The sequence below is a fragment of the Streptomyces globisporus genome (assembly GCF_003501885.1).
Lineage (GTDB): Bacteria > Actinomycetota > Actinomycetes > Streptomycetales > Streptomycetaceae > Streptomyces > Streptomyces globisporus_D.
The window spans coordinates 1-16,372 of the sequence record NZ_QWFA01000061.1 but is presented as its reverse complement, the minus strand read 5'-3'; the positions used below and the strand labels follow the sequence as shown (position 1 = coordinate 16,372).

Here is a 16,372-nt window from a genome sequence, read left to right as displayed (position 1 = left end):
GCTTACGCGTGAGACGGCCGTTCCACCTGCCGGGGGGCCGTTCGGGCGACGGTCGTACAGTGGATGGGGGCGCGATCAGTGCAGGGCACCGTCATCCCGGGGACACCCCTCCGGGCCTGCGGGGCCCACAGAGGGAGGCATCGGTGAGCGAGCTGCGGTTCGTCCGTCTGGGCTTCGGCGAACAGGCCGTCGAATACACGGAGGCCTGGCAGAAGCAGCGCGAGGTGCACGCGGACCGGTTCGAGGACCGGGTGCCGGACACCTGTCTGCTCCTGGAACACCCGCCCGTCTACACCGCGGGCCGCCGCACGGCGGACAACGAGCGTCCGCTCGACGGCACCCCCGTCATCGACGTGGACCGCGGCGGGAAGATCACCTGGCACGGCCCGGGGCAGCTCGTCGGCTACCCGATCCAGAAGCTGCCGCGCCCGGTCGACGTCGTCGCACATGTGCGCCGGCTGGAGGACGCGCTGATCCGCACGGCCGCCGACTTCGGCGTGGAGACCTCCCGGGTCGAGGGCCGCAGCGGGGTCTGGGTGCTCGGCGACCCGGTCGAGCAGCGCCAGGCGCTGGGCGGGCTCTCGCTCGACTTCGACCCGAGGCTCCAGGACGAGGAGTTCGACCCCCGGCTGAACGGCCCGGAGTACGCCCCGTCCAACGCGGGCCAGCGCCGCGAGGACCGCAAGCTGGCCGCGATCGGCATCCGGGTCGCCAAGGGCGTCACGATGCACGGCTTCGCGCTCAACGTGAACCCGGACAACACCTGGTTCGACCGGATCGTCCCGTGCGGCATCCGGGACGCCGGGGTCACATCCCTCTCAGGCGAACTGGGCCGGGAGATCACGATCGAGGAGGTGCTGCCGGTCGTCGAGAAGCATCTGCGGGACATCCTGGAGAACGCGGACCTCGCACCTCGCGAGATCGAACGGCCACAGGCCACGGTCCCCGCAGTCCCCGCCGTCCCGGCGTGAGGAGCCGCAACCGCGCCGGCCGGGGGAACCACGGGCACTACCGACCAGTAGGCCGTCCGGGGAATAGGCCCCGCCGGCCGCAGGTTGGCCAGACGTAAGGCCGTTCGATGTAGGGGCGTACCCTGGTGTTCGCCGAAGAATCCAAAGTGAATCCCTCGCGCATCGCTCGCGCATCCCACGCGAACCCGACGCGAATCCAACGCAGCAGAGAGCAAAGGGGAGCCGGAGTGTCCGCTGTCGCACCCGACGGGCGCAAGATGCTGCGCCTGGAGGTCCGGAACAGCCAGACCCCCATCGAGCGCAAGCCCGAGTGGATCAAAACGCGGGCGAAGATGGGCCCCGAGTACAAGCAGCTGCAGCAGCTGGTGAAGGGTGAGGGCCTGCACACGGTCTGCCAGGAGGCGGGCTGTCCCAACATCTTCGAGTGCTGGGAGGACCGCGAGGCCACCTTCCTCATCGGCGGCGACCAGTGCACCCGGCGCTGCGACTTCTGCCAGATCGACACGGGCAAGCCGCAGGCGCTGGACCGTGACGAGCCCCGCCGCGTCGGCGAGTCCGTCGTCACGATGGACCTGAACTACGCCACCATCACCGGCGTCGCCCGCGACGACCTGGAGGACGGCGGCGCCTGGCTGTACGCGGAGACCGTCCGCCAGATCCACACGCTCACAGCGGAGCGGGAGGCCGGCGCGACCAAGGTCGAGCTGCTGATCCCCGACTTCAACGCGGAGCCCGAGCAGCTCGCCGAGGTCTTCTCCTCGCGCCCCGAGGTGCTCGCGCACAACGTGGAGACGGTGCCGCGGATCTTCAAGCGGATCCGCCCCGGCTTCCGTTACGAGCGTTCCCTGGAGGTCATCACCCGCGCCCGCGAGGCCGGTCTGGTGACCAAGTCGAACCTGATCCTCGGCATGGGCGAGACCCGCGAGGAAGTCAGCGAGGCGCTCCAGGACCTGTACGACGCGGGTTGCGAGCTCATCACGATCACGCAGTACCTCCGCCCCTCCGTACGGCACCACCCGGTCGAGCGCTGGGTGAAGCCCCACGAGTTCGTCGAGCTGAAGGACGAGGCCGACGCGATCGGCTACTCCGGCGTGATGTCGGGTCCGCTGGTGCGGTCCTCGTACCGCGCGGGGCGGCTCTTCCAGCAGGCGATGGACGCGCGCGGTGTCGCCGCCGGGACCGTCCAGGCCGCACCGGCCGTGTGAATCCGCTCACGAGCGGCCACCACGCCCACACTGCATGACCGAAGCGGTCCGGACGCTCCCCGCAGGTGAGGGACGCGTACGGACCGCTTCGGCGTGCGCGGCACCGGAATCAAGGCTTCATTGGTGTTTGACCGCCCGGTCACGCGCTGGTAACACCGAGCAGTGACCCTAGGTACACGTGCGGCAGCGACTCCAGCAGCCGCCGCCGTCACTGCTTCCCGCACTCATCCGCGCCACCGGGCGCATCCATTCCGAGGGGGAACACCACGATGCAGGCCGCACCGGTCCGCGCCCACGCCCTTCCGTCCGTCACCACCGCCCTGCGCGCCGTCGAGTCGCTGCTGCTGAGCAGCGGCCAGCGCACCGCCCGCCGCAACGCCTGGACGGCCGTCCTGGAGGACCGCCGCCGCGCCAAGGACCGGGTGGAGGCCCAGCACGTGCTGGACGCCGTGGCCGGCCACCGTTCCTAGATCGCTCCGGCGTCCCCGGGTCGCTCGCACATTCCCGGGACGCTCCCACGTTCCTGGGTCGCTCCCTCGCCACGTAAACTTCAGTACATGGCGAGGAAGGCAAAAACTGAAGGCGCGGACAGCGCCGAGAACGCGGGGCGACTCAAGCAGATCGCCCTGACCTACAAGATGACCAGGCGGACCGACAGCAAGATCGGTCTTGTCGTCGCAGGTGTCGGAATCGTCACGTTCGGTGTCCTCCTCGGCATCGGCTTCGCGATCGGCCACCCGGTCTATCTGGGCATCCTGGGCTTCGTCCTGGCCGTCCTCGCGATGGCGATCGTCTTCGGCCGCCGCGCCGAGCGGGCGGCCTTCGGTCAGATGGAGGGCCAGCCCGGAGCGGCGGCCGCCGTCCTGGACCGGATCGGACGCGGCTGGACGACCACCCCCGCGGTGGCGATGAACCGCAGCCAGGACGTCGTCCACCGGGCGGTCGGCAAGGCCGGCATCGTCCTGGTCGCCGAGGGCAACCCGAACCGGGTGAAGGGCCTGCTGGCGGCCGAGAAGAAGAAAATGGCCCGCATCGTGGTGGACGTGCCGGTGCACGACATCATCGTCGGCAACGGCGAGGGCCAGGTGCCCCTGAAGAAGGTCCGCACCAAGATGCTGAAGCTTCCCCGCGTCCTGACCGGCCCGCAGGTGACCACCACCAACGACCGGCTGCGCGCGATGGGCGACCTGATGAGCAACATGCCGCTGCCGAAGGGCCCGATGCCGAAGGGCATGCGGATGCCGCGCGGCGGAAAGATGCGCTGACCGCGACCTACGGAAACGGGGCGGCCCCAGGACCTTCACAGGTCCGGGGCCGCCCCGTTTCGCATCTCCGTACGGGCCGTCCGGGAGAGGTCACATCCGGATCTGAACGGAGCGCGACAGCCGGTCGTGCAGACCACGCCCGTCGCGGTCCCAGACGAGCGCGGGGATGACGAGCAGGAGCAGCACGGTCCGCACGGCGACGCGCACGAACCCGAGCCGCCCGCCGTCGTCGGCGACCACGCGCACGCCCAGCAGCCGCTTCCCGGGCGTGCAGCCGACGGTGCCGACGGTCAGCAGGCTCATCACGAGGAAGATCCCGAGCGCCCAGTTCCCCGCCGCCTGCTGGTCACCGCGAGCGAACAGCCCGTATGCGATCAGCATGCAGAGGGTCCAGTCGATGAAGATGGCTCCGAAGCGCCGGCCGAGCGGCGCGATCGAGCCGGGCCCCTCCTCGGGCAGCCCGAGGCCCTTGCCGCGGTAGCCGAAGTCGGCACCCATCTCCTCGGCGGCCGCGCGGGGCCCCGAGAGCCACGATCCGATTGCTTGCCTGTTGTCCACCCGTCCACGGTACTGCGCCCGGGTTTGGGCCCGGCCGGGCGGGGCACGGAAACAGCCGCACGGAGACCGCCGCTGAGATGCCGCCCACCACCGCCCCGGTTAACTTGGGCGAAACAAATGGGTCACGCTTGAGAAATCGAGCCTGCCTATGGTCGGGTCCAGCGTGCGCCACCGCACTGGCCGCACCACGAGCTACACAACCCCCGCCCCTCCCGGGTCGGGAGGAGGAGGAGTTGGATGTTCCAGAACGCCGACGAAGTGCAGAAGTACGTCGCGGACAACGACGTCAAGTTCATCGATGTCCGGTTCTGCGACCTGCCCGGGGTGATGCAGCACTTCACGATCCCGGCAGCGACCTTCGACCCGGCCGAGGAACTGGCCTTCGACGGTTCGTCGATCCGCGGCTTCCAGGCCATCCACGAGTCGGACATGGCGCTGCGCGCGGACCTGTCGACGGCTCGGGTGGACCCGTTCCGCCGCGACAAGACGATCAACATCAACTTCTTCATCCACGACCCGATCACGGGCGAGCAGTACAGCCGTGACCCGCGCAACATCGCCAAGAAGGCCGAGGCCTACCTCGCCTCGACCGGCATCGCGGACACCGCGTACTTCGGCCCGGAGGCCGAGTTCTACGTCTTCGACAACGTCCGCTTCCAGACGTCGGCGAACGAGAGCTTCTACCACATCGACTCCGAGGCCGGTGCCTGGAACACCGGTGCGCTGGAGAACAACCGGGGTTACAAGGTCCGCTACAAGGGCGGCTACTTCCCGGCCCCGCCGGTGGACCACTTCGCCGACCTGCGGGCCGAGATCTCCCTGGAGCTGGACAAGAACGGCCTCCAGGTCGAGCGCCAGCACCACGAGGTCGGCACGGCCGGCCAGGCGGAGATCAACTACAAGTTCAACACGCTGCTCGCCGCGGCCGACGATCTGATGCTCTTCAAGTACATCGTGAAGAACGTCGCCTGGCGCAACGGCAAGACCGCGACCTTCATGCCGAAGCCGATCTTCGGCGACAACGGCTCGGGCATGCACGTGCACCAGTCGCTGTGGCAGGGCGGCTCGCCGCTCTTCTACGACGAGCAGGGTTACGCCGGCCTCTCGGACACCGCCCGCTACTACATCGGCGGCATCCTGAAGCACGCCCCGTCGCTGCTGGCCTTCACCAACCCGACGGTGAACTCCTACCACCGCCTGGTCCCCGGCTTCGAGGCCCCGGTCAACATGGTGTACTCGCAGCGCAACCGCTCCGCCGCGATGCGCATCCCGATCACCGGCTCGAACCCGAAGGCCAAGCGCGTCGAGTTCCGCGCCCCGGACCCGTCCTCCAACCCGTACCTCGCGTTCTCCGCGCTGCTGATGGCGGGCCTGGACGGCGTGAAGAACAAGATCGAGCCGGCCGAGCCGATCGACAAGGACCTCTACGAGCTGGCTCCCGAGGAGCACGCCAACGTCCAGCAGGTCCCGACCTCCCTCCCGGCCGTGCTCGACGCCCTGGAGGCGGACAACGAGTACCTCCAGGCGGGCGGCGTCTTCACGTCGGACCTGATCGAGACGTGGATCGACTACAAGCGCACGAACGAGATCGCCCCGATCCAGCTGCGGCCGCACCCGCACGAGTTCGAGCTGTACTTCGACATCTAGGAAGACCTTTCGGGCCTCCGCGCTCCGAAGTACCGTGGGCCGCCACCTCCAGCAGGAGGTGGCGGCCCACGGCCGTACGGTCTCCTGCGCCGGCTGCCCCAGAAGGTCCGGGCTCTTGTGCAGGAGTCCTGCGACCTCGTCCCCGTGCAGGCTGACGGCAGGGGCAGGGAGCATGTGGCCGGAAGGTGCCGCGCCAGACGGCTGCCGAGTTACGCCTGATCCTCCTCCAGCACCACATAGCCCGGCACGGACGGCCAGCGGACGGTCAGGACCACCGACTCCTCCTCCGCGAACCATGAGTGATCGACTCCGCGCCCCCACACGACGTAGTCGCCCTGCTCCTCCAGCAGGACGTCACGGTCCGGCAGTTCGACGCGGAAGCGGCCACTGATGAGAACCAGGAGAGCCGTGCGCTCCTCGCCCCTCACCCACTGCGATCGCCTGTCGGCACGAGGGTGGACGCCCCATTTGATCTCCACGGCCTCGCTGTAGCGCGGGTCGCCGACGTCCTTGAAGTGCCCGAGGAGCCATCCTCGGTCCAAGGGCGCGTCCTTGCCCGCGTTGCCCACGTACACGGTGTCATTCACGTGGGGGACGCTAGCAGCGGCTGTCAGGCATCCACGTTCCACGCCTTCGGCAGATCGCCGCCGCAGAAGACACGCGCTACGCCGCCCGGTCGGGAGTCCTGAGATTCTGTTCTCGCTCGGTGAAGGGCCTTTGCGGTTCGGCGAGTTGAGGCGCACGGTGTCCGGTATCAGCGAGCGCATGCTGACCCTGCAGCTGCGGGAGCTGGAGGCGAGCGGCCCGGTGCACCGGGAGGTCCATCGTCAGCAGCCATCCGCGACGGCCCTCCGTCGCCGGTGCCACCCTCACCGCAGCAGGGGCCGTGCCCGTCCCGCCCAGTACTCGTCCGCCGTGATGCCCAGCAGGACCACGTCGTGGTACGCGCCCGCGAAGTACTCGTGCTGGCGCAGGCGGCCCTCCTCCACGAAGCCGAGTTTGCGGTAGAGGGCCAGGGAGGCGTCGTTGAAGGCGTAGACCTCCACCTCGCACTTGTGGCAGCGCTGTTCGGCGAACATGTAGGTGAGGATCAGTTCGGTGGCCTCGGCGGCGTAGCCCTGGCGGCGGTGTTCGCGGGTGACCTCGATGCCCGTACGGAAGCGGCCCGCCCGGGTGTCCGTCTCGCCCACCGACACCGCGCCGACGAAGGCGTGCTCGAAGCGGGTCTCGATGACCAGTTGGTACGAGGCCGGGTTCGGGGTGCGGCCGGCGCGCTCGGTGGCCCAGGCGCGGAAGCTCTCGTCCGAGCGCGGGGGTTCGACCACGTCGGCGTTGCGGGCGTCCACGGTGTGCAGGGCCAGGGCCCGGAAGCCCTCCCAGTCCTGGGGTTCGATGCCCCGCAGGCGTACTCTCTCGCCGGTCCACAGGTCGGTCATCTCGCTCCAGCAGGGTGGGAGGGGTGTAGGGGCAGGTCGCCCAATCGGGCGGTCAGGTTACGTGGGCTGCGATCGTCCTGGCGCAGGCCAGGGACTCCATGTGTGTCGTGTCCACTTCCAGGTCGTACGACACTTCTCGGTGCACCTTCTCCGCCTGCGCTGCGGCCATGCCCCTCGGGCGGTCCCCCCGGGCGATCTCGCGGGCCTCGGCCACCTCGCTCGCGCACCGGACGCCCACCCACAGGACGTTCAGGCCCGTGAGCGCCTTCCGCCAGGGTTCCTGGGAGGCGGGGCCGCCGAGGAACACGTCGTCGATGATGACGTTCGCGCCCGCCCGGGCCGTCGCGGCCACGCCCTCGCGCCAGGCCGCCTCCAGTCTCCGGAACTCCTCGCCGATGGCCACGCCGCCGTCCGCCGCGAACCCGATGCCTTCGCCTGCCGACCTCAGGGACGCGGGCAGGGAGTCCACGAAGGTGTCGATCGCGGCGGCCAGCCACGGGGTCGGCAGCTCCGCCTGGAGGCAGCGGACGATGCCGGACTTGCCGGAGCTGGAGCCGCCGTTCAGCACGATCACCTGGATGGTCACCCGGACACGGTAGAGGCAAGGCGTGCGGTGTTCCAGGTCGATCGGCAGCCATGGTGATGCCCCTTCGCCCGTGTCCTTGTGCGGTCGGGGCCATGGTCCCGTACGGGCGGAGCCCGGGAGCCGGGTGCCCCCGGACACGTCTCGGACGGGTCCGGGGGCAGTGGTGGTCGGTTCCGGTCAGCGGCCGTAGCGGATCAGGGCGCGGACCATGCGGCAGGTGGTGTCGGACGGCGGGTGGATGCCCATGCGCTCGGCCGTGATCCGTATCCGGTGGTTGCCGGCGCTGGAGGGCTGATAGACCCCGCTGTCGAGCAGGGCGATGGCCAGGCGCATGGCCTTGAGGCGGCGGTTGTGGGAGACGTACCACTCGCGGGGGCGGCCCGCGGGCAGCCGCTTCTTCGCGGGCGGCGCGGGAAGCGGCGGGTGGAAGGGCATCGGGAGCTGTCGGTCGAGCGGCTCGGTCGTGACTGTGGCAACGGCCATTCGGCGTCCTCCTGGCAGCGTGGTGGGACCCTCACGAACTCCCTCCATTTTACTGCCCCCCACTGACAATCGCCCCTGGCCAGAGGCCATTTCGGCAGCCCCTCGCGTACCCTGGGCCCCATGGAGATCTGGATCAATCCCGCCTGTTCCAAGTGCCGCAGCGCGGTGACCTTGCTGGACGCCGAAGGGGCCGATTACACCGTCCGCCGCTACCTGGAGGACGTGCCGTCGCCCGAGGAGATCCGGGCCGTGCTGGACCGGCTCGGTCTGGAGCCGTGGGACATCACGCGGACACAGGAGGCTGCGGCGAAGGAGCTGGGCCTCAAGGGCTGGCCGCGGGACGCCGGTTCCCGGGAGCGGTGGATCGCCGCCCTCTCCGAGCACCCGAAGCTGATCCAGCGGCCGATCATCACGGCCGAGGACGGCACCGCCGTGGTGGCGCGGAGCGAGGACGCGGTGCGGGACGCGCTGGGGCGTGGCGCCTGAGGCCGTGGACCCGTTGTCGATCCGGCTCCTGTGAGCCCCCGGGGCCGGACGCCGGGCGGCCTCAGCGTTCGTCCGTGCCAGCACGCTTCGCCGTGGACAGGGCGATGCGGTTCCAGGTGTTGATCGTGAAGATCAGGGCCAGCAGGTGGGCCAGCTCCTCCTCGGTGAAGTGCGCCGCCGCCCGGTCGTAGACCTCGTCCGGCACACCCGCGTCGCCGATCCGGGTGACCGCGTCCGTCAGGGCCAGGGCGGACTGTTCCCGGTCCGTGAAAAAGTGGTCCGCCTCCTGCCACACCGCGACCATGTGCAGGCGCTCCTCGCTCTCGCCCGCCCTGCGTGCGTCCGTGGTGTGCATGTGCAGGCAGTACGCGCACCGGTTCAGGTGCGAGGCGCGGATCTGGACCAGCTCGACCAGGGTCGGGTCCAGGCCCTCGCGGGCCGCCGCGTCCATGCCGATCACCGCCCGGAACGCCTTCGGGGCCGCCTTCGCGAAGTTCAGCCGGGGAGTGGTCGTGGTCGTGTTGGGCCGGACGGTGGGGGCGGGAGTGGTGGTGCGGTCGTTCGTCTTGATCTCCGTCGTCGTCATGGGTACGAATCTAGGGCGACAAGCGACTGGGCGTGGGGTGCACTTCTGTGATGGATTCATGGGTCAATTCCGCGGAGATCCTGGGCAGCGATCTGCCCCTGGAACTCTCCGGCACCGGTAACCGCCGGGCCCTGCTGATGGACGCGCTGCGCGAGGCCGTGCGTAGCGGGCGGCTCGCCCCGGGCACCCGGCTGCCGCCCTACCGTTCCCTCGCCGCCGACCTGGGCCTGGCCCGCAACACCGTCGCCGACGCGTACGCGGAGCTGGTCGCGGAAGGGTGGCTGGCCGCCCGCCAGGGCTCGGGGACCCGGGTCGCCGAGCGGGCCGCCCCGGTCACCCCGGTGCACCGGCCCCGTACCCCCGAGCGCACCGCCCGCCCGGTCCACGACCTCGTCCAGGGGCAGCCGGACCCCTCGGTCTTCCCGCGCACCGCCTGGCTGGCCTCGGCCCGGCGGGCGCTGGCCGCCGCCCCCGACGACGCCTTCGGGCCCGGCGATCCGCACGGGCGGCCCGAGCTGCGGCGGGCCCTGGCCGGCTATCTCGCCCGGGTGCGCGGGGTGCGGGCCTCGCCGGAGCGCATCGTCCTGTGCTCCGGGGCCGCGCACGGGCTGCGACTGCTCGCGGACGTGGTCGGCGGGCCGTGGGCCGCGGAGGAGTACGGGCTGCCCTTCCACCGCGAGCTGCTCGCCTCCCACGGGGTCGGCACCCGACCGCTCGGCGTGGACGCGGACGGCGCCCGGGTCGACGGGCTCACCCGCCGCGACCGGGCCGTACTCCTCACGCCCGCCCACCAGTTCCCCACCGGCGGGCCCCTGCACCCCGCGCGGCGCGCGGCCGTCGTCGACTGGGCCCGGGCCACCGGCGGGCTCGTCGTCGAGGACGACTACGACGGGGAGTTCCGCTACGACCGGCAGCCGGTGGGAGCCGTCCAGGGGCTCGATCCCGAGCATGTGGTGCTGGTGGGATCGGTGAGCAAGAGCCTCTCCCCCGCTCTGCGGATCGGGTGGATGGTGCTGCCCCAGCGGCTCGTCGCCCCCGTCGTCGCGGCCAAGGGCGAGCGGGAGCAGTTCTCCAGCGCCACCGAGCAGTTGACCCTCGCGGACTTCGTGGAGTCGGGGGCGTACGACCGGCAGGTACGCCGGATGCGGCAGCGCCACCGTCGCCGGCGGGACCAGTTGGTGGCCGCCCTGCACGCGCGGGCCCCGCACGTCCGGGTCACCGGGATCGCGGCCGGCCTCCACGCGGTGCTGGAACTGCCGCCCGGCACCGAGCGGTCGGCGCTCCGGGCGGCGGCCTGGCAGGGGCTCGCGGTGGAGGGGCTGGGCGACTATCTGCATCCGGGGGCGGAGACTGCCCCTCTCGCCGCTGGGGCCGGTGACACCCCCGCCCCCCGCCGCGACGGGCTCGTCGTCGGGTACGCCACCCCTGCCGAATCCGCCTACCCGGAGGCCCTCGACGCCCTGTGCCGCTCCCTGCCGCCGGTCAGCCCGCCTGTGCCTGCTCCTCCGCAGCCGCCAGCAGCTCCGTGAGGTGGAGGCCGAAGCGCGCGTCGCAGGCGTGCGGCACTCCCGTGCGTACCGCTTCGGCCAAGGCGTCCACCGCGCCCCGGAACGCGGTCTCCGCGCCGGCCCAGCCCGGGATCGACGCCGTGCCCCGCTCGCCCCGCACCTCGATCTCGACGCCCGCCGCGCCGGGCGGGGCGCTGAGCCCGAGGGTCACCGTGCTGGACGCGCCGGAGGTGTGGCGCAGGATCAGGTGCGTCGTGTCGGCCGGTCCGGCAGCGGCCGTCAGGTGCTCGACGTCTCCCAGGACCGGGATCAGCACGGACAGTGCGTGCGGGCCCACGTCCCACAGACCGCCCTTCTCACGCCGCCACGGGGAGTCCGCGTACTCGCTGTCCGAACCGGCGGCGTAGAGCGAGCCCAGCCACTGGGCGCGAGCCGTGAACCAGCCGTCCACCGCCGCCTGTTCGGCGATCCAGGCGGAGGTCTCGGGCGCGAAGCGCAGCGTGCAGAAGACGACCGAGGCCACCGACGCCTTCTCCGCCGCCTCGGCCACCGCACGGGCCCCGGCGACCGTCGTGGCGACCGGCTTGTCCATCAGCAGGTGGCAGCCCGCCTCCGCCGCACGGACCGCGAGCGGGGCCTGGACGTCCGGCGGCAGCGCGAAGGCCACCGCGTCGCTCGCCTCCAGGAGCGCGTCGATGCCCTCCTCGCCCGCGTACGCCCGGGTCCCGTGCGCGGCGGCGAGGGCGTCCGCCGCCTCGGCCCTGCGGCCCCACACTCCGCTCAGCTCGACGCCGGGGTGGGCGGCGAGCGCGGGGGCCTGGGTGTTGCGGGCCCAGGGGCCGGTGCCGAGGAGGCCGATGCGCAGAGGAGGCGTGGTGTCCGCAGTCGTCATACGTGCCAGTGTGCCGGGCTCGGCGGGCGTGCGGACAGGAGGCCCGGGGCCCGGTGCCCACGTCGCGCCTGGTCGCGGGCGGCGCCGGGACCCGAACGTCGCCGAGCCCCGCCGGACGCCGGGGCCCGAAAGACCCCAGGCCCCGAACCCGCGCCGGACCCTGACGGACGACGGGACCCGAATCCGGTGGCGCGAAGCCGCCCCGCCCCGTTACGTTTCCCGAGCCGGTCGCGGGACTCCGGTGCGACTTCCGAGACGTGCCTTTGAAGCAATGATTTCGCTGTTCGCGCCCCCATTCCCCGGCCGGCACTCCAGCCACCCGGGGGACGACCATGAACACGCCCGACAGCCGCGCCGACCTCGTTGCCGCCGAGGACGTCCTCCTCTTCGTGAACGCGGCGATCACCGCGACCGGGCAGCGCGAGTTCCGCTCGTCCGCCGTCGGCCAGCAGCTCTCCCTGGACTTCCTGCACACCTACGTACGGGTCAACTACCGCCGGGTGTACGCGGCTTCGCTGGCGCTGGACATCAACCACCACAACGCGGCGCTCATCGTGCGCCGCCTGCTGGAGACCGCGGACGAGGCGTCCCCCGAGGAGCGGCGCACCGAGGGCCGGCTCATCGCGGCCCGGCTGGCGGCGCTGCCGCCGCAGCGCGTCTACCGGCTCTTCGGCGAGCTGCGCCGCGCCAAGGTCAACAACCGGCGCACCCGGGCGATCATGCGGGGCTGGCTGGCCGCCCGGCCCGATCTGGGCCATGACGCGGTGAAGTACCGGGCCGGGGTGAAGACCGTCGCCCGGCATATCCATCTGCCCTGCCCCGAGGGCGCTGAGCCGATCGCCGAGATCGGCGCGTTCCTGTTCCGGCCGGGCAAGCTGCCGCGGTACGAGCACCCGCTGCTGGACGCCTGGCGGCGCGCCCACTACGAGCAGGGGGCCGTGGCCGAGCTGCCGTTCACCGTGGCGGAGGGGTTCGCCGCCAAGCACGGGATGAAGCGCGAGGTGTTCCTGAAGCGGGCCGCGCCCCGGATGACCCGGCTGGAGCGGCTGCGCACCCAGGAGCAGCGGACGGTGGGCGACCGGCGGCCGGACGTCGATCTGACCGTGATGCCGCTGACCCGGCTCGCGCTGTACGTGCTGTCGCTCGGCTTCGAGGAGCGCTCCGAGCGCCGGGCCGAGCTGACCGGCGCCCTGCGCGCGGCGGCCCGGCGGGCGGCGGGTGCGCACGCGGGGAGCTGGGGGCGGGTGCACGCGGTGCTGGACGACAGCTTCTCCTCGTCCGGTTCGGGGCAGAAGCGGCGTCGGCCGCTCGCCGTGGCGCTGGCCTGCCACCATCTGCTGGAGGTGCTCGCCGCGCCGGGGGCGTACCGGGGGCTGTGGATCTCGGGGGCGGGCGACGCGCTGCTCGTCCGTCCGTGGGGGCCGACCCCGCTGGGGATGCGGATCCTGGACGCGCTGGAGCCGGGGGCCGACGGGGCTGCTCCGGACCGGCTGGTGATCGTCTCGGACGGCTGGGACAACGCCCCGGCGGGCCTGGCGGGCGAGGTGCTGCGGGTGTGGCGGCGTCGGCTGGATCCGGCGCGGCGGACGGCGGTGGTGCACGTCAACCCCGTATACGACGCGCAGGGTTTCGACGTGCGGCGGCTGGCGGCGGGGGTGGCGACGGCCGGGATCCGGGACGCGGAGGATCTGCCCGCCCTGGTGGAGATCGCCCGGTTCGCCGAGGGGCGCACGGGCCCTGCGGAGCTGTACACGTATCTGGACCGGCAGGTGGCCCGGTTCACCGGTGAGGGGGCGGCCTCGTGATGCGGCCGGATTCGGCGCCGACGACCGCACGCACCGCACGGGCGGCTGGAGAGGACGTGACACCGTGAACCGGCTGGAGCTGACCGGCCTCACCGCCGGTCCCGCGCAGGTGTGGGGCGGCGTCCGGCTCGTCCCGCTGCTCCGCGAGGTTCCGGTGGAGGGGCTGCGGCTGCATCGCGAGGTGTACGAGGGCCTCGGCGCGGGGATCGTCGAGCTCGGGCCCCGGGAGCGCTATCTCTCGTACATTCCGCACGGGCTGGTCGCCGACTGGTCGGGCGAGGAGGACGGCCGGGGGCCGGAGGCGGGCCGGCAGTCGGCCGCGTACGGCACCCAGTTCGGGAGCGGCGACAAGCCCCGGGCCATCCCCCTGCCGCCGGTGCCGCACCACCGGATGGCCAAGCGGCGGCCCGGCGACCGGCTGCGGTTCCTGCCGCTGCACCTGGCGCTGGAGGGGTATCTCGCGCTGCACTTCGGCGGTCCGTCGACCGCCTGGGAGGAGTGGTCGCGCACGGCCCTGCGCGACGGGCTCTCGCCGCGCGCCGAGGACGCGTATCTCGGGCTGTCGGTGCGCGGGCTCGCCGACGCGCTGCGGATCTTCGAGATCCACCCGGGCCAGTGCGGGGTGATGGTGTACGTCTCCGACGCGCTCGCCGCCGCGTTCGTCGTCCCGCACCCGGACGACTACCGTCTGCTGCACGCCTCGCTGGTGGAGGACCTCTACGGGGAGCTGGTGCACCAGTACGCGCTGTACGGGGCTCCGGTGGCGGAGACTCCGGTGCGGATCGGGGGCGCGGAGCACATCCGGGACCTCGGCGAACTGCGGGCGGCCGCCCGGGCGCAGGAGCGCGCGTGGGCGCAGGCGCACGACACCCTGTTCGCGGGGGAACTGCTGGACACCTCGTACGCCTTCGACCGGGTGTACCGGATGAAGTCCTTCACCCTGTGGCGCTTCCTGCCACCGTTCGTCCGGGACTCGGGCGGGCAGCACATCGGGGAGACGATCACCGACCACAAGGGGCAGGTCGCCTACCTCAAGACGTTCCGGCTCTCGGACGCCCAGATCCGCCGGGGCCATCTGCTGCGGACCGTGGCCGGGGCCGGCTGGGAGCTGGACCGGGCGGCCGCCGCGCTGGGGTCGAGCCGGGAGGAGCTGGTCCGCCGGATGCGGGCGGCCGGGTTCTCGGCGCTGCTCAAGAGCAGTCTCTGAGCGTCGGCGAGGCTCCCGGGCCCCACGGAAAACCGCAGGAAACCTCGGTAACACGGGGTTCACACATGGGCAACGGACGGGAAATCGCGTCTTGCCAAGCTGCGCTGCATAGACCGCTGCACCCGCAAAGGATGGCGTCCGTGACGTTCAAGGCTGAGTACATCTGGATAGACGGCACCGAGCCGACCGCCAAGCTTCGCTCCAAGACGAAGATCATGGACGGCGCGCCGTCGGGGGACGTGGCGGATCTGCCCATCTGGGGGTTCGACGGCTCCAGCACCAACCAGGCCGAGGGCCACGCGTCCGACCGGGTGCTGAAGCCCGTCTTCACCTGTCCGGACCCGATCCGCGGCGGCGACGACGTCCTCGTCCTGTGCGAGGTCTTCAACATCGACATGACGCCGCACGAGTCCAACACGCGGGCCGCGCTGCGTCCGGTCGCCGAGCAGTTCGCGGGCCAGGCCCCGATCTTCGGCATCGAGCAGGAGTACACCTTCTTCGACGGCCACCGGCCGCTCGGCTTCCCCGAGGGCGGCTTCCCGGCCGCGCAGGGCGGCTACTACTGCGGGGTCGGCGCGGACGAGATCTTCGGCCGCGAGATCGTCGAGAAGCACCTCGACAACTGCCTGGCGGCGGGGCTCGGGATCTCCGGCATCAACGCCGAGGTCATGCCCGGCCAGTGGGAGTTCCAGGTGGGCCCGCTGTCCCCGCTGGACGTCTCCGACCAGCTGTGGGTGGCCCGTTGGCTGCTCTACCGCACCGCCGAGGACTTCAACGTCTCCGCGACGCTGGACCCGAAGCCGGTCAAGGGCGACTGGAACGGTGCGGGCGCGCACACCAACTTCTCCACCCAGGCGATGCGCGAGGGCTACGACGCGATCATCACCGCGTGCGAGTCGCTGGGTGAGGGCTCCAAGCCTATGGACCACGTGAAGAACTACGGCGCGGGCATCGACGACCGGCTCACCGGTCTGCACGAGACCGCCCCGTGGAACGAGTACAGCTACGGCGTCTCCAACCGCGGTGCCTCGGTCCGTATCCCCTGGCAGGTCGAGCAGGACCGCAAGGGGTACATCGAGGACCGCCGCCCGAACGCCAACGTCGACCCGTACGTCGTCACGCGGCTGATCGTCGACACCTGCTGCACCGCGCTGGAGAAGGCCGACCAGGTCTGATCCAGGCACCGATCGCTTACGTACGAAGGGCCCGCCGGTTCGCCGGCGGGCCCTTCCGCGTGGGCGCGGCGGGCGTCGCGTGAGGAACGTAACGCGAAGGGCCGTATCGAGGGGCGGGAGGAATCTGATGCACCGCCGCAATGTCTGCTTCAATGGAGGACATGGCCAGCTTCCAGTACATCGCGTCGGGTCGCAGCGACCTCGAACCGTTCTGGCCTTCCCGTCAGCACCATGATTTCGACCGGGTGTGTTGCCGCGCGTGGAACGCGCAGGCCCACTAAAGCCGCTCACCCCGGCCTTCGGTCCGCGCGTACGACGTAAGTCCGTCCCTGACGACTCCTCGCGCGAAAGAGCTGACCTCATGGCGAACACTCGTACCTTCTCCGCCGCGTCCGCCGCCACCGCGGCGTCCCCGGCGCCCGCTGCGGCCCATCCCACCGCCCGCTCCGTCCCCGCCCGCTCGCTGCCCGCCCACCCGAACCGGCACCGGCTGCGCGCGGTCGAGCGCGACGAGGTCGCGGCCCCGGCCGATGTGGCGGGGTTCCTCCCGCCGGGGGCCACC

The 16,372-nt window shown here is 71.6% G+C and carries 17 protein-coding genes and 2 pseudogenes; 12 read left to right on the top strand and 7 right to left on the bottom strand.

The features are described 5' to 3' along the window. Window positions 1-143 precede the first annotated feature (143 nt). The 4 genes from lipB (at window position 144) to D3105_RS13950 (ending at window position 3,441) form a co-directional block, all read left to right on the top strand. Window positions 144-971, top strand: coding sequence for a lipoyl(octanoyl) transferase LipB (lipB, locus tag D3105_RS13965; protein WP_118903547.1), 828 nt, complete (start codon window positions 144-146; stop codon window positions 969-971). Window positions 972-1,198: 227 nt separating this feature from the next. Further along, complete coding sequence (gene lipA, locus D3105_RS13960) at window positions 1,199-2,176, top strand: lipoyl synthase (RefSeq protein ID WP_069737920.1); 978 nt, start codon at window positions 1,199-1,201, stop codon at window positions 2,174-2,176. 269 nt (window positions 2,177-2,445) lie between these two features. After that, on the top strand, window positions 2,446-2,646 hold the full coding sequence (locus D3105_RS13955; RefSeq protein ID WP_010057752.1) for a hypothetical protein: 201 nt from the start codon (window positions 2,446-2,448) through the stop codon (window positions 2,644-2,646). Window positions 2,647-2,733: 87 nt separating this feature from the next. Then, window positions 2,734-3,441, top strand: coding sequence for a DUF4191 domain-containing protein (locus tag D3105_RS13950; protein ID WP_006123960.1), 708 nt, complete (start codon window positions 2,734-2,736; stop codon window positions 3,439-3,441). Window positions 3,442-3,531: 90 nt separating this feature from the next. Here D3105_RS13950 and D3105_RS13945 read toward each other — a convergent pair whose 3' ends face one another. Then, window positions 3,532-3,939: an RDD family protein gene (locus tag D3105_RS13945; protein ID WP_030583696.1), complete on the bottom strand. Its 408-nt coding sequence runs from the start codon at window positions 3,937-3,939 to the stop codon at window positions 3,532-3,534. A gap of 297 nt (window positions 3,940-4,236) precedes the next feature. Here D3105_RS13945 and glnA point away from each other — a divergent pair, with 297 nt between their 5' ends. Continuing rightward, the gene (gene glnA, locus D3105_RS13940; RefSeq protein ID WP_107411111.1) at window positions 4,237-5,646 is read left to right on the top strand and encodes a type I glutamate--ammonia ligase; all 1,410 of its coding nucleotides are present in this window, start codon (window positions 4,237-4,239) and stop codon (window positions 5,644-5,646) included. A gap of 209 nt (window positions 5,647-5,855) precedes the next feature. Here the strand turns inward: glnA and D3105_RS13935 are convergent, their stop codons facing one another. After that, window positions 5,856-6,233: a signal peptidase I gene (locus D3105_RS13935; protein ID WP_118903546.1), complete on the bottom strand. Its 378-nt coding sequence runs from the start codon at window positions 6,231-6,233 to the stop codon at window positions 5,856-5,858. A 103-nt stretch (window positions 6,234-6,336) separates the two neighbouring features. On the opposite strand from D3105_RS13935, the pseudogene D3105_RS13930 reads away from it, so the two are divergent. Next, window positions 6,337-6,483 (top strand): annotated as a pseudogene (locus D3105_RS13930) (winged helix-turn-helix transcriptional regulator); the annotation flags it as partial. 32 nt (window positions 6,484-6,515) lie between these two features. Here D3105_RS13930 and D3105_RS13925 read toward each other — a convergent pair. From D3105_RS13925 to D3105_RS13915, 3 genes are all read right to left on the bottom strand, one after another. Next, window positions 6,516-7,082: a GNAT family N-acetyltransferase gene (locus D3105_RS13925; RefSeq protein ID WP_118903545.1), complete on the bottom strand. Its 567-nt coding sequence runs from the start codon at window positions 7,080-7,082 to the stop codon at window positions 6,516-6,518. Window positions 7,083-7,134: 52 nt separating this feature from the next. Further along, window positions 7,135-7,668: a chloramphenicol phosphotransferase CPT gene (cpt, locus tag D3105_RS13920; protein WP_118903544.1), complete on the bottom strand. Its 534-nt coding sequence runs from the start codon at window positions 7,666-7,668 to the stop codon at window positions 7,135-7,137. 177 nt (window positions 7,669-7,845) lie between these two features. Next, the gene (locus tag D3105_RS13915) at window positions 7,846-8,151 is read right to left on the bottom strand and encodes a hypothetical protein (RefSeq protein WP_118903543.1); all 306 of its coding nucleotides are present in this window, start codon (window positions 8,149-8,151) and stop codon (window positions 7,846-7,848) included. Window positions 8,152-8,271: 120 nt separating this feature from the next. On the opposite strand from D3105_RS13915, the gene D3105_RS13910 reads away from it, so the two are divergent. After that, window positions 8,272-8,637 (top strand): ArsC/Spx/MgsR family protein, encoded by a 366-nt coding sequence (locus tag D3105_RS13910; protein ID WP_240646900.1) that lies wholly within the window; start codon window positions 8,272-8,274, stop codon window positions 8,635-8,637. Window positions 8,638-8,698: 61 nt separating this feature from the next. Here D3105_RS13910 and D3105_RS13905 read toward each other — a convergent pair whose 3' ends face one another. Beyond that, complete coding sequence (locus tag D3105_RS13905; protein ID WP_118903541.1) at window positions 8,699-9,223, bottom strand: carboxymuconolactone decarboxylase family protein; 525 nt, start codon at window positions 9,221-9,223, stop codon at window positions 8,699-8,701. Window positions 9,224-9,273: 50 nt separating this feature from the next. On the opposite strand from D3105_RS13905, the gene D3105_RS13900 reads away from it, so the two are divergent. Next, window positions 9,274-10,752 carry a PLP-dependent aminotransferase family protein gene (locus tag D3105_RS13900; RefSeq protein WP_206272737.1) on the top strand — a complete coding sequence of 493 codons (1,479 nt, stop codon included), beginning with the start codon at window positions 9,274-9,276 and terminating at the stop codon, window positions 10,750-10,752. Here the strand turns inward: D3105_RS13900 and D3105_RS13895 are convergent. Next, window positions 10,706-11,623, bottom strand: coding sequence for a Gfo/Idh/MocA family protein (locus D3105_RS13895; protein ID WP_118903539.1), 918 nt, complete (start codon window positions 11,621-11,623; stop codon window positions 10,706-10,708). The two genes, D3105_RS13900 and D3105_RS13895, sit on opposite strands and share 47 nt — an antisense overlap. Window positions 11,624-11,955: 332 nt before the next feature. Here D3105_RS13895 and D3105_RS13890 point away from each other — a divergent pair, with 332 nt between their 5' ends. The 4 genes and pseudogenes from D3105_RS13890 to D3105_RS35315 all read left to right on the top strand — a co-directional run. Then, window positions 11,956-13,428: a hypothetical protein gene (locus D3105_RS13890; RefSeq protein WP_118903538.1), complete on the top strand. Its 1,473-nt coding sequence runs from the start codon at window positions 11,956-11,958 to the stop codon at window positions 13,426-13,428. A 64-nt stretch (window positions 13,429-13,492) separates the two neighbouring features. Further along, a complete protein-coding gene (locus D3105_RS13885) occupies window positions 13,493-14,635 on the top strand; it encodes an ARPP-2 domain-containing protein (RefSeq protein ID WP_118903537.1) in 1,143 nt (380 codons plus the stop codon). A 140-nt stretch (window positions 14,636-14,775) separates the two neighbouring features. After that, window positions 14,776-15,810 (top strand): glutamine synthetase, encoded by a 1,035-nt coding sequence (gene glnII, locus D3105_RS13880; RefSeq protein ID WP_118903536.1) that lies wholly within the window; start codon window positions 14,776-14,778, stop codon window positions 15,808-15,810. A gap of 247 nt (window positions 15,811-16,057) precedes the next feature. Then, window positions 16,058-16,372: pseudogene (locus tag D3105_RS35315) on the top strand (hypothetical protein); the annotation flags it as partial.

Excerpts from the sequence above, each read along its gene's own strand:
- D3105_RS13915 (WP_118903543.1), bottom strand. The coding sequence starts at position 8,151 with ATGGCCGTTGCCACAGTCACGACCGAGCCGCTCGACCGACAGCTCCCG.
- D3105_RS13950 (WP_006123960.1), top strand. The coding sequence starts at position 2,734 with ATGGCGAGGAAGGCAAAAACTGAAGGCGCGGACAGCGCCGAGAACGCG.
- D3105_RS13945 (WP_030583696.1), bottom strand. The coding sequence starts at position 3,939 with ATGGGTGCCGACTTCGGCTACCGCGGCAAGGGCCTCGGGCTGCCCGAG.
- D3105_RS13890 (WP_118903538.1), top strand. The coding sequence starts at position 11,956 with ATGAACACGCCCGACAGCCGCGCCGACCTCGTTGCCGCCGAGGACGTC.
- D3105_RS13905 (WP_118903541.1), bottom strand. The coding sequence starts at position 9,223 with ATGACGACGACGGAGATCAAGACGAACGACCGCACCACCACTCCCGCC.
- glnA (WP_107411111.1), top strand. The coding sequence starts at position 4,237 with ATGTTCCAGAACGCCGACGAAGTGCAGAAGTACGTCGCGGACAACGAC.
- D3105_RS13910 (WP_240646900.1), top strand. The coding sequence starts at position 8,272 with ATGGAGATCTGGATCAATCCCGCCTGTTCCAAGTGCCGCAGCGCGGTG.
- D3105_RS13925 (WP_118903545.1), bottom strand. The coding sequence starts at position 7,082 with ATGACCGACCTGTGGACCGGCGAGAGAGTACGCCTGCGGGGCATCGAA.
- D3105_RS13895 (WP_118903539.1), bottom strand. The coding sequence starts at position 11,623 with ATGACGACTGCGGACACCACGCCTCCTCTGCGCATCGGCCTCCTCGGC.
- D3105_RS13900 (WP_206272737.1), top strand. The coding sequence starts at position 9,274 with ATGGATTCATGGGTCAATTCCGCGGAGATCCTGGGCAGCGATCTGCCC.
- D3105_RS13955 (WP_010057752.1), top strand. The coding sequence starts at position 2,446 with ATGCAGGCCGCACCGGTCCGCGCCCACGCCCTTCCGTCCGTCACCACC.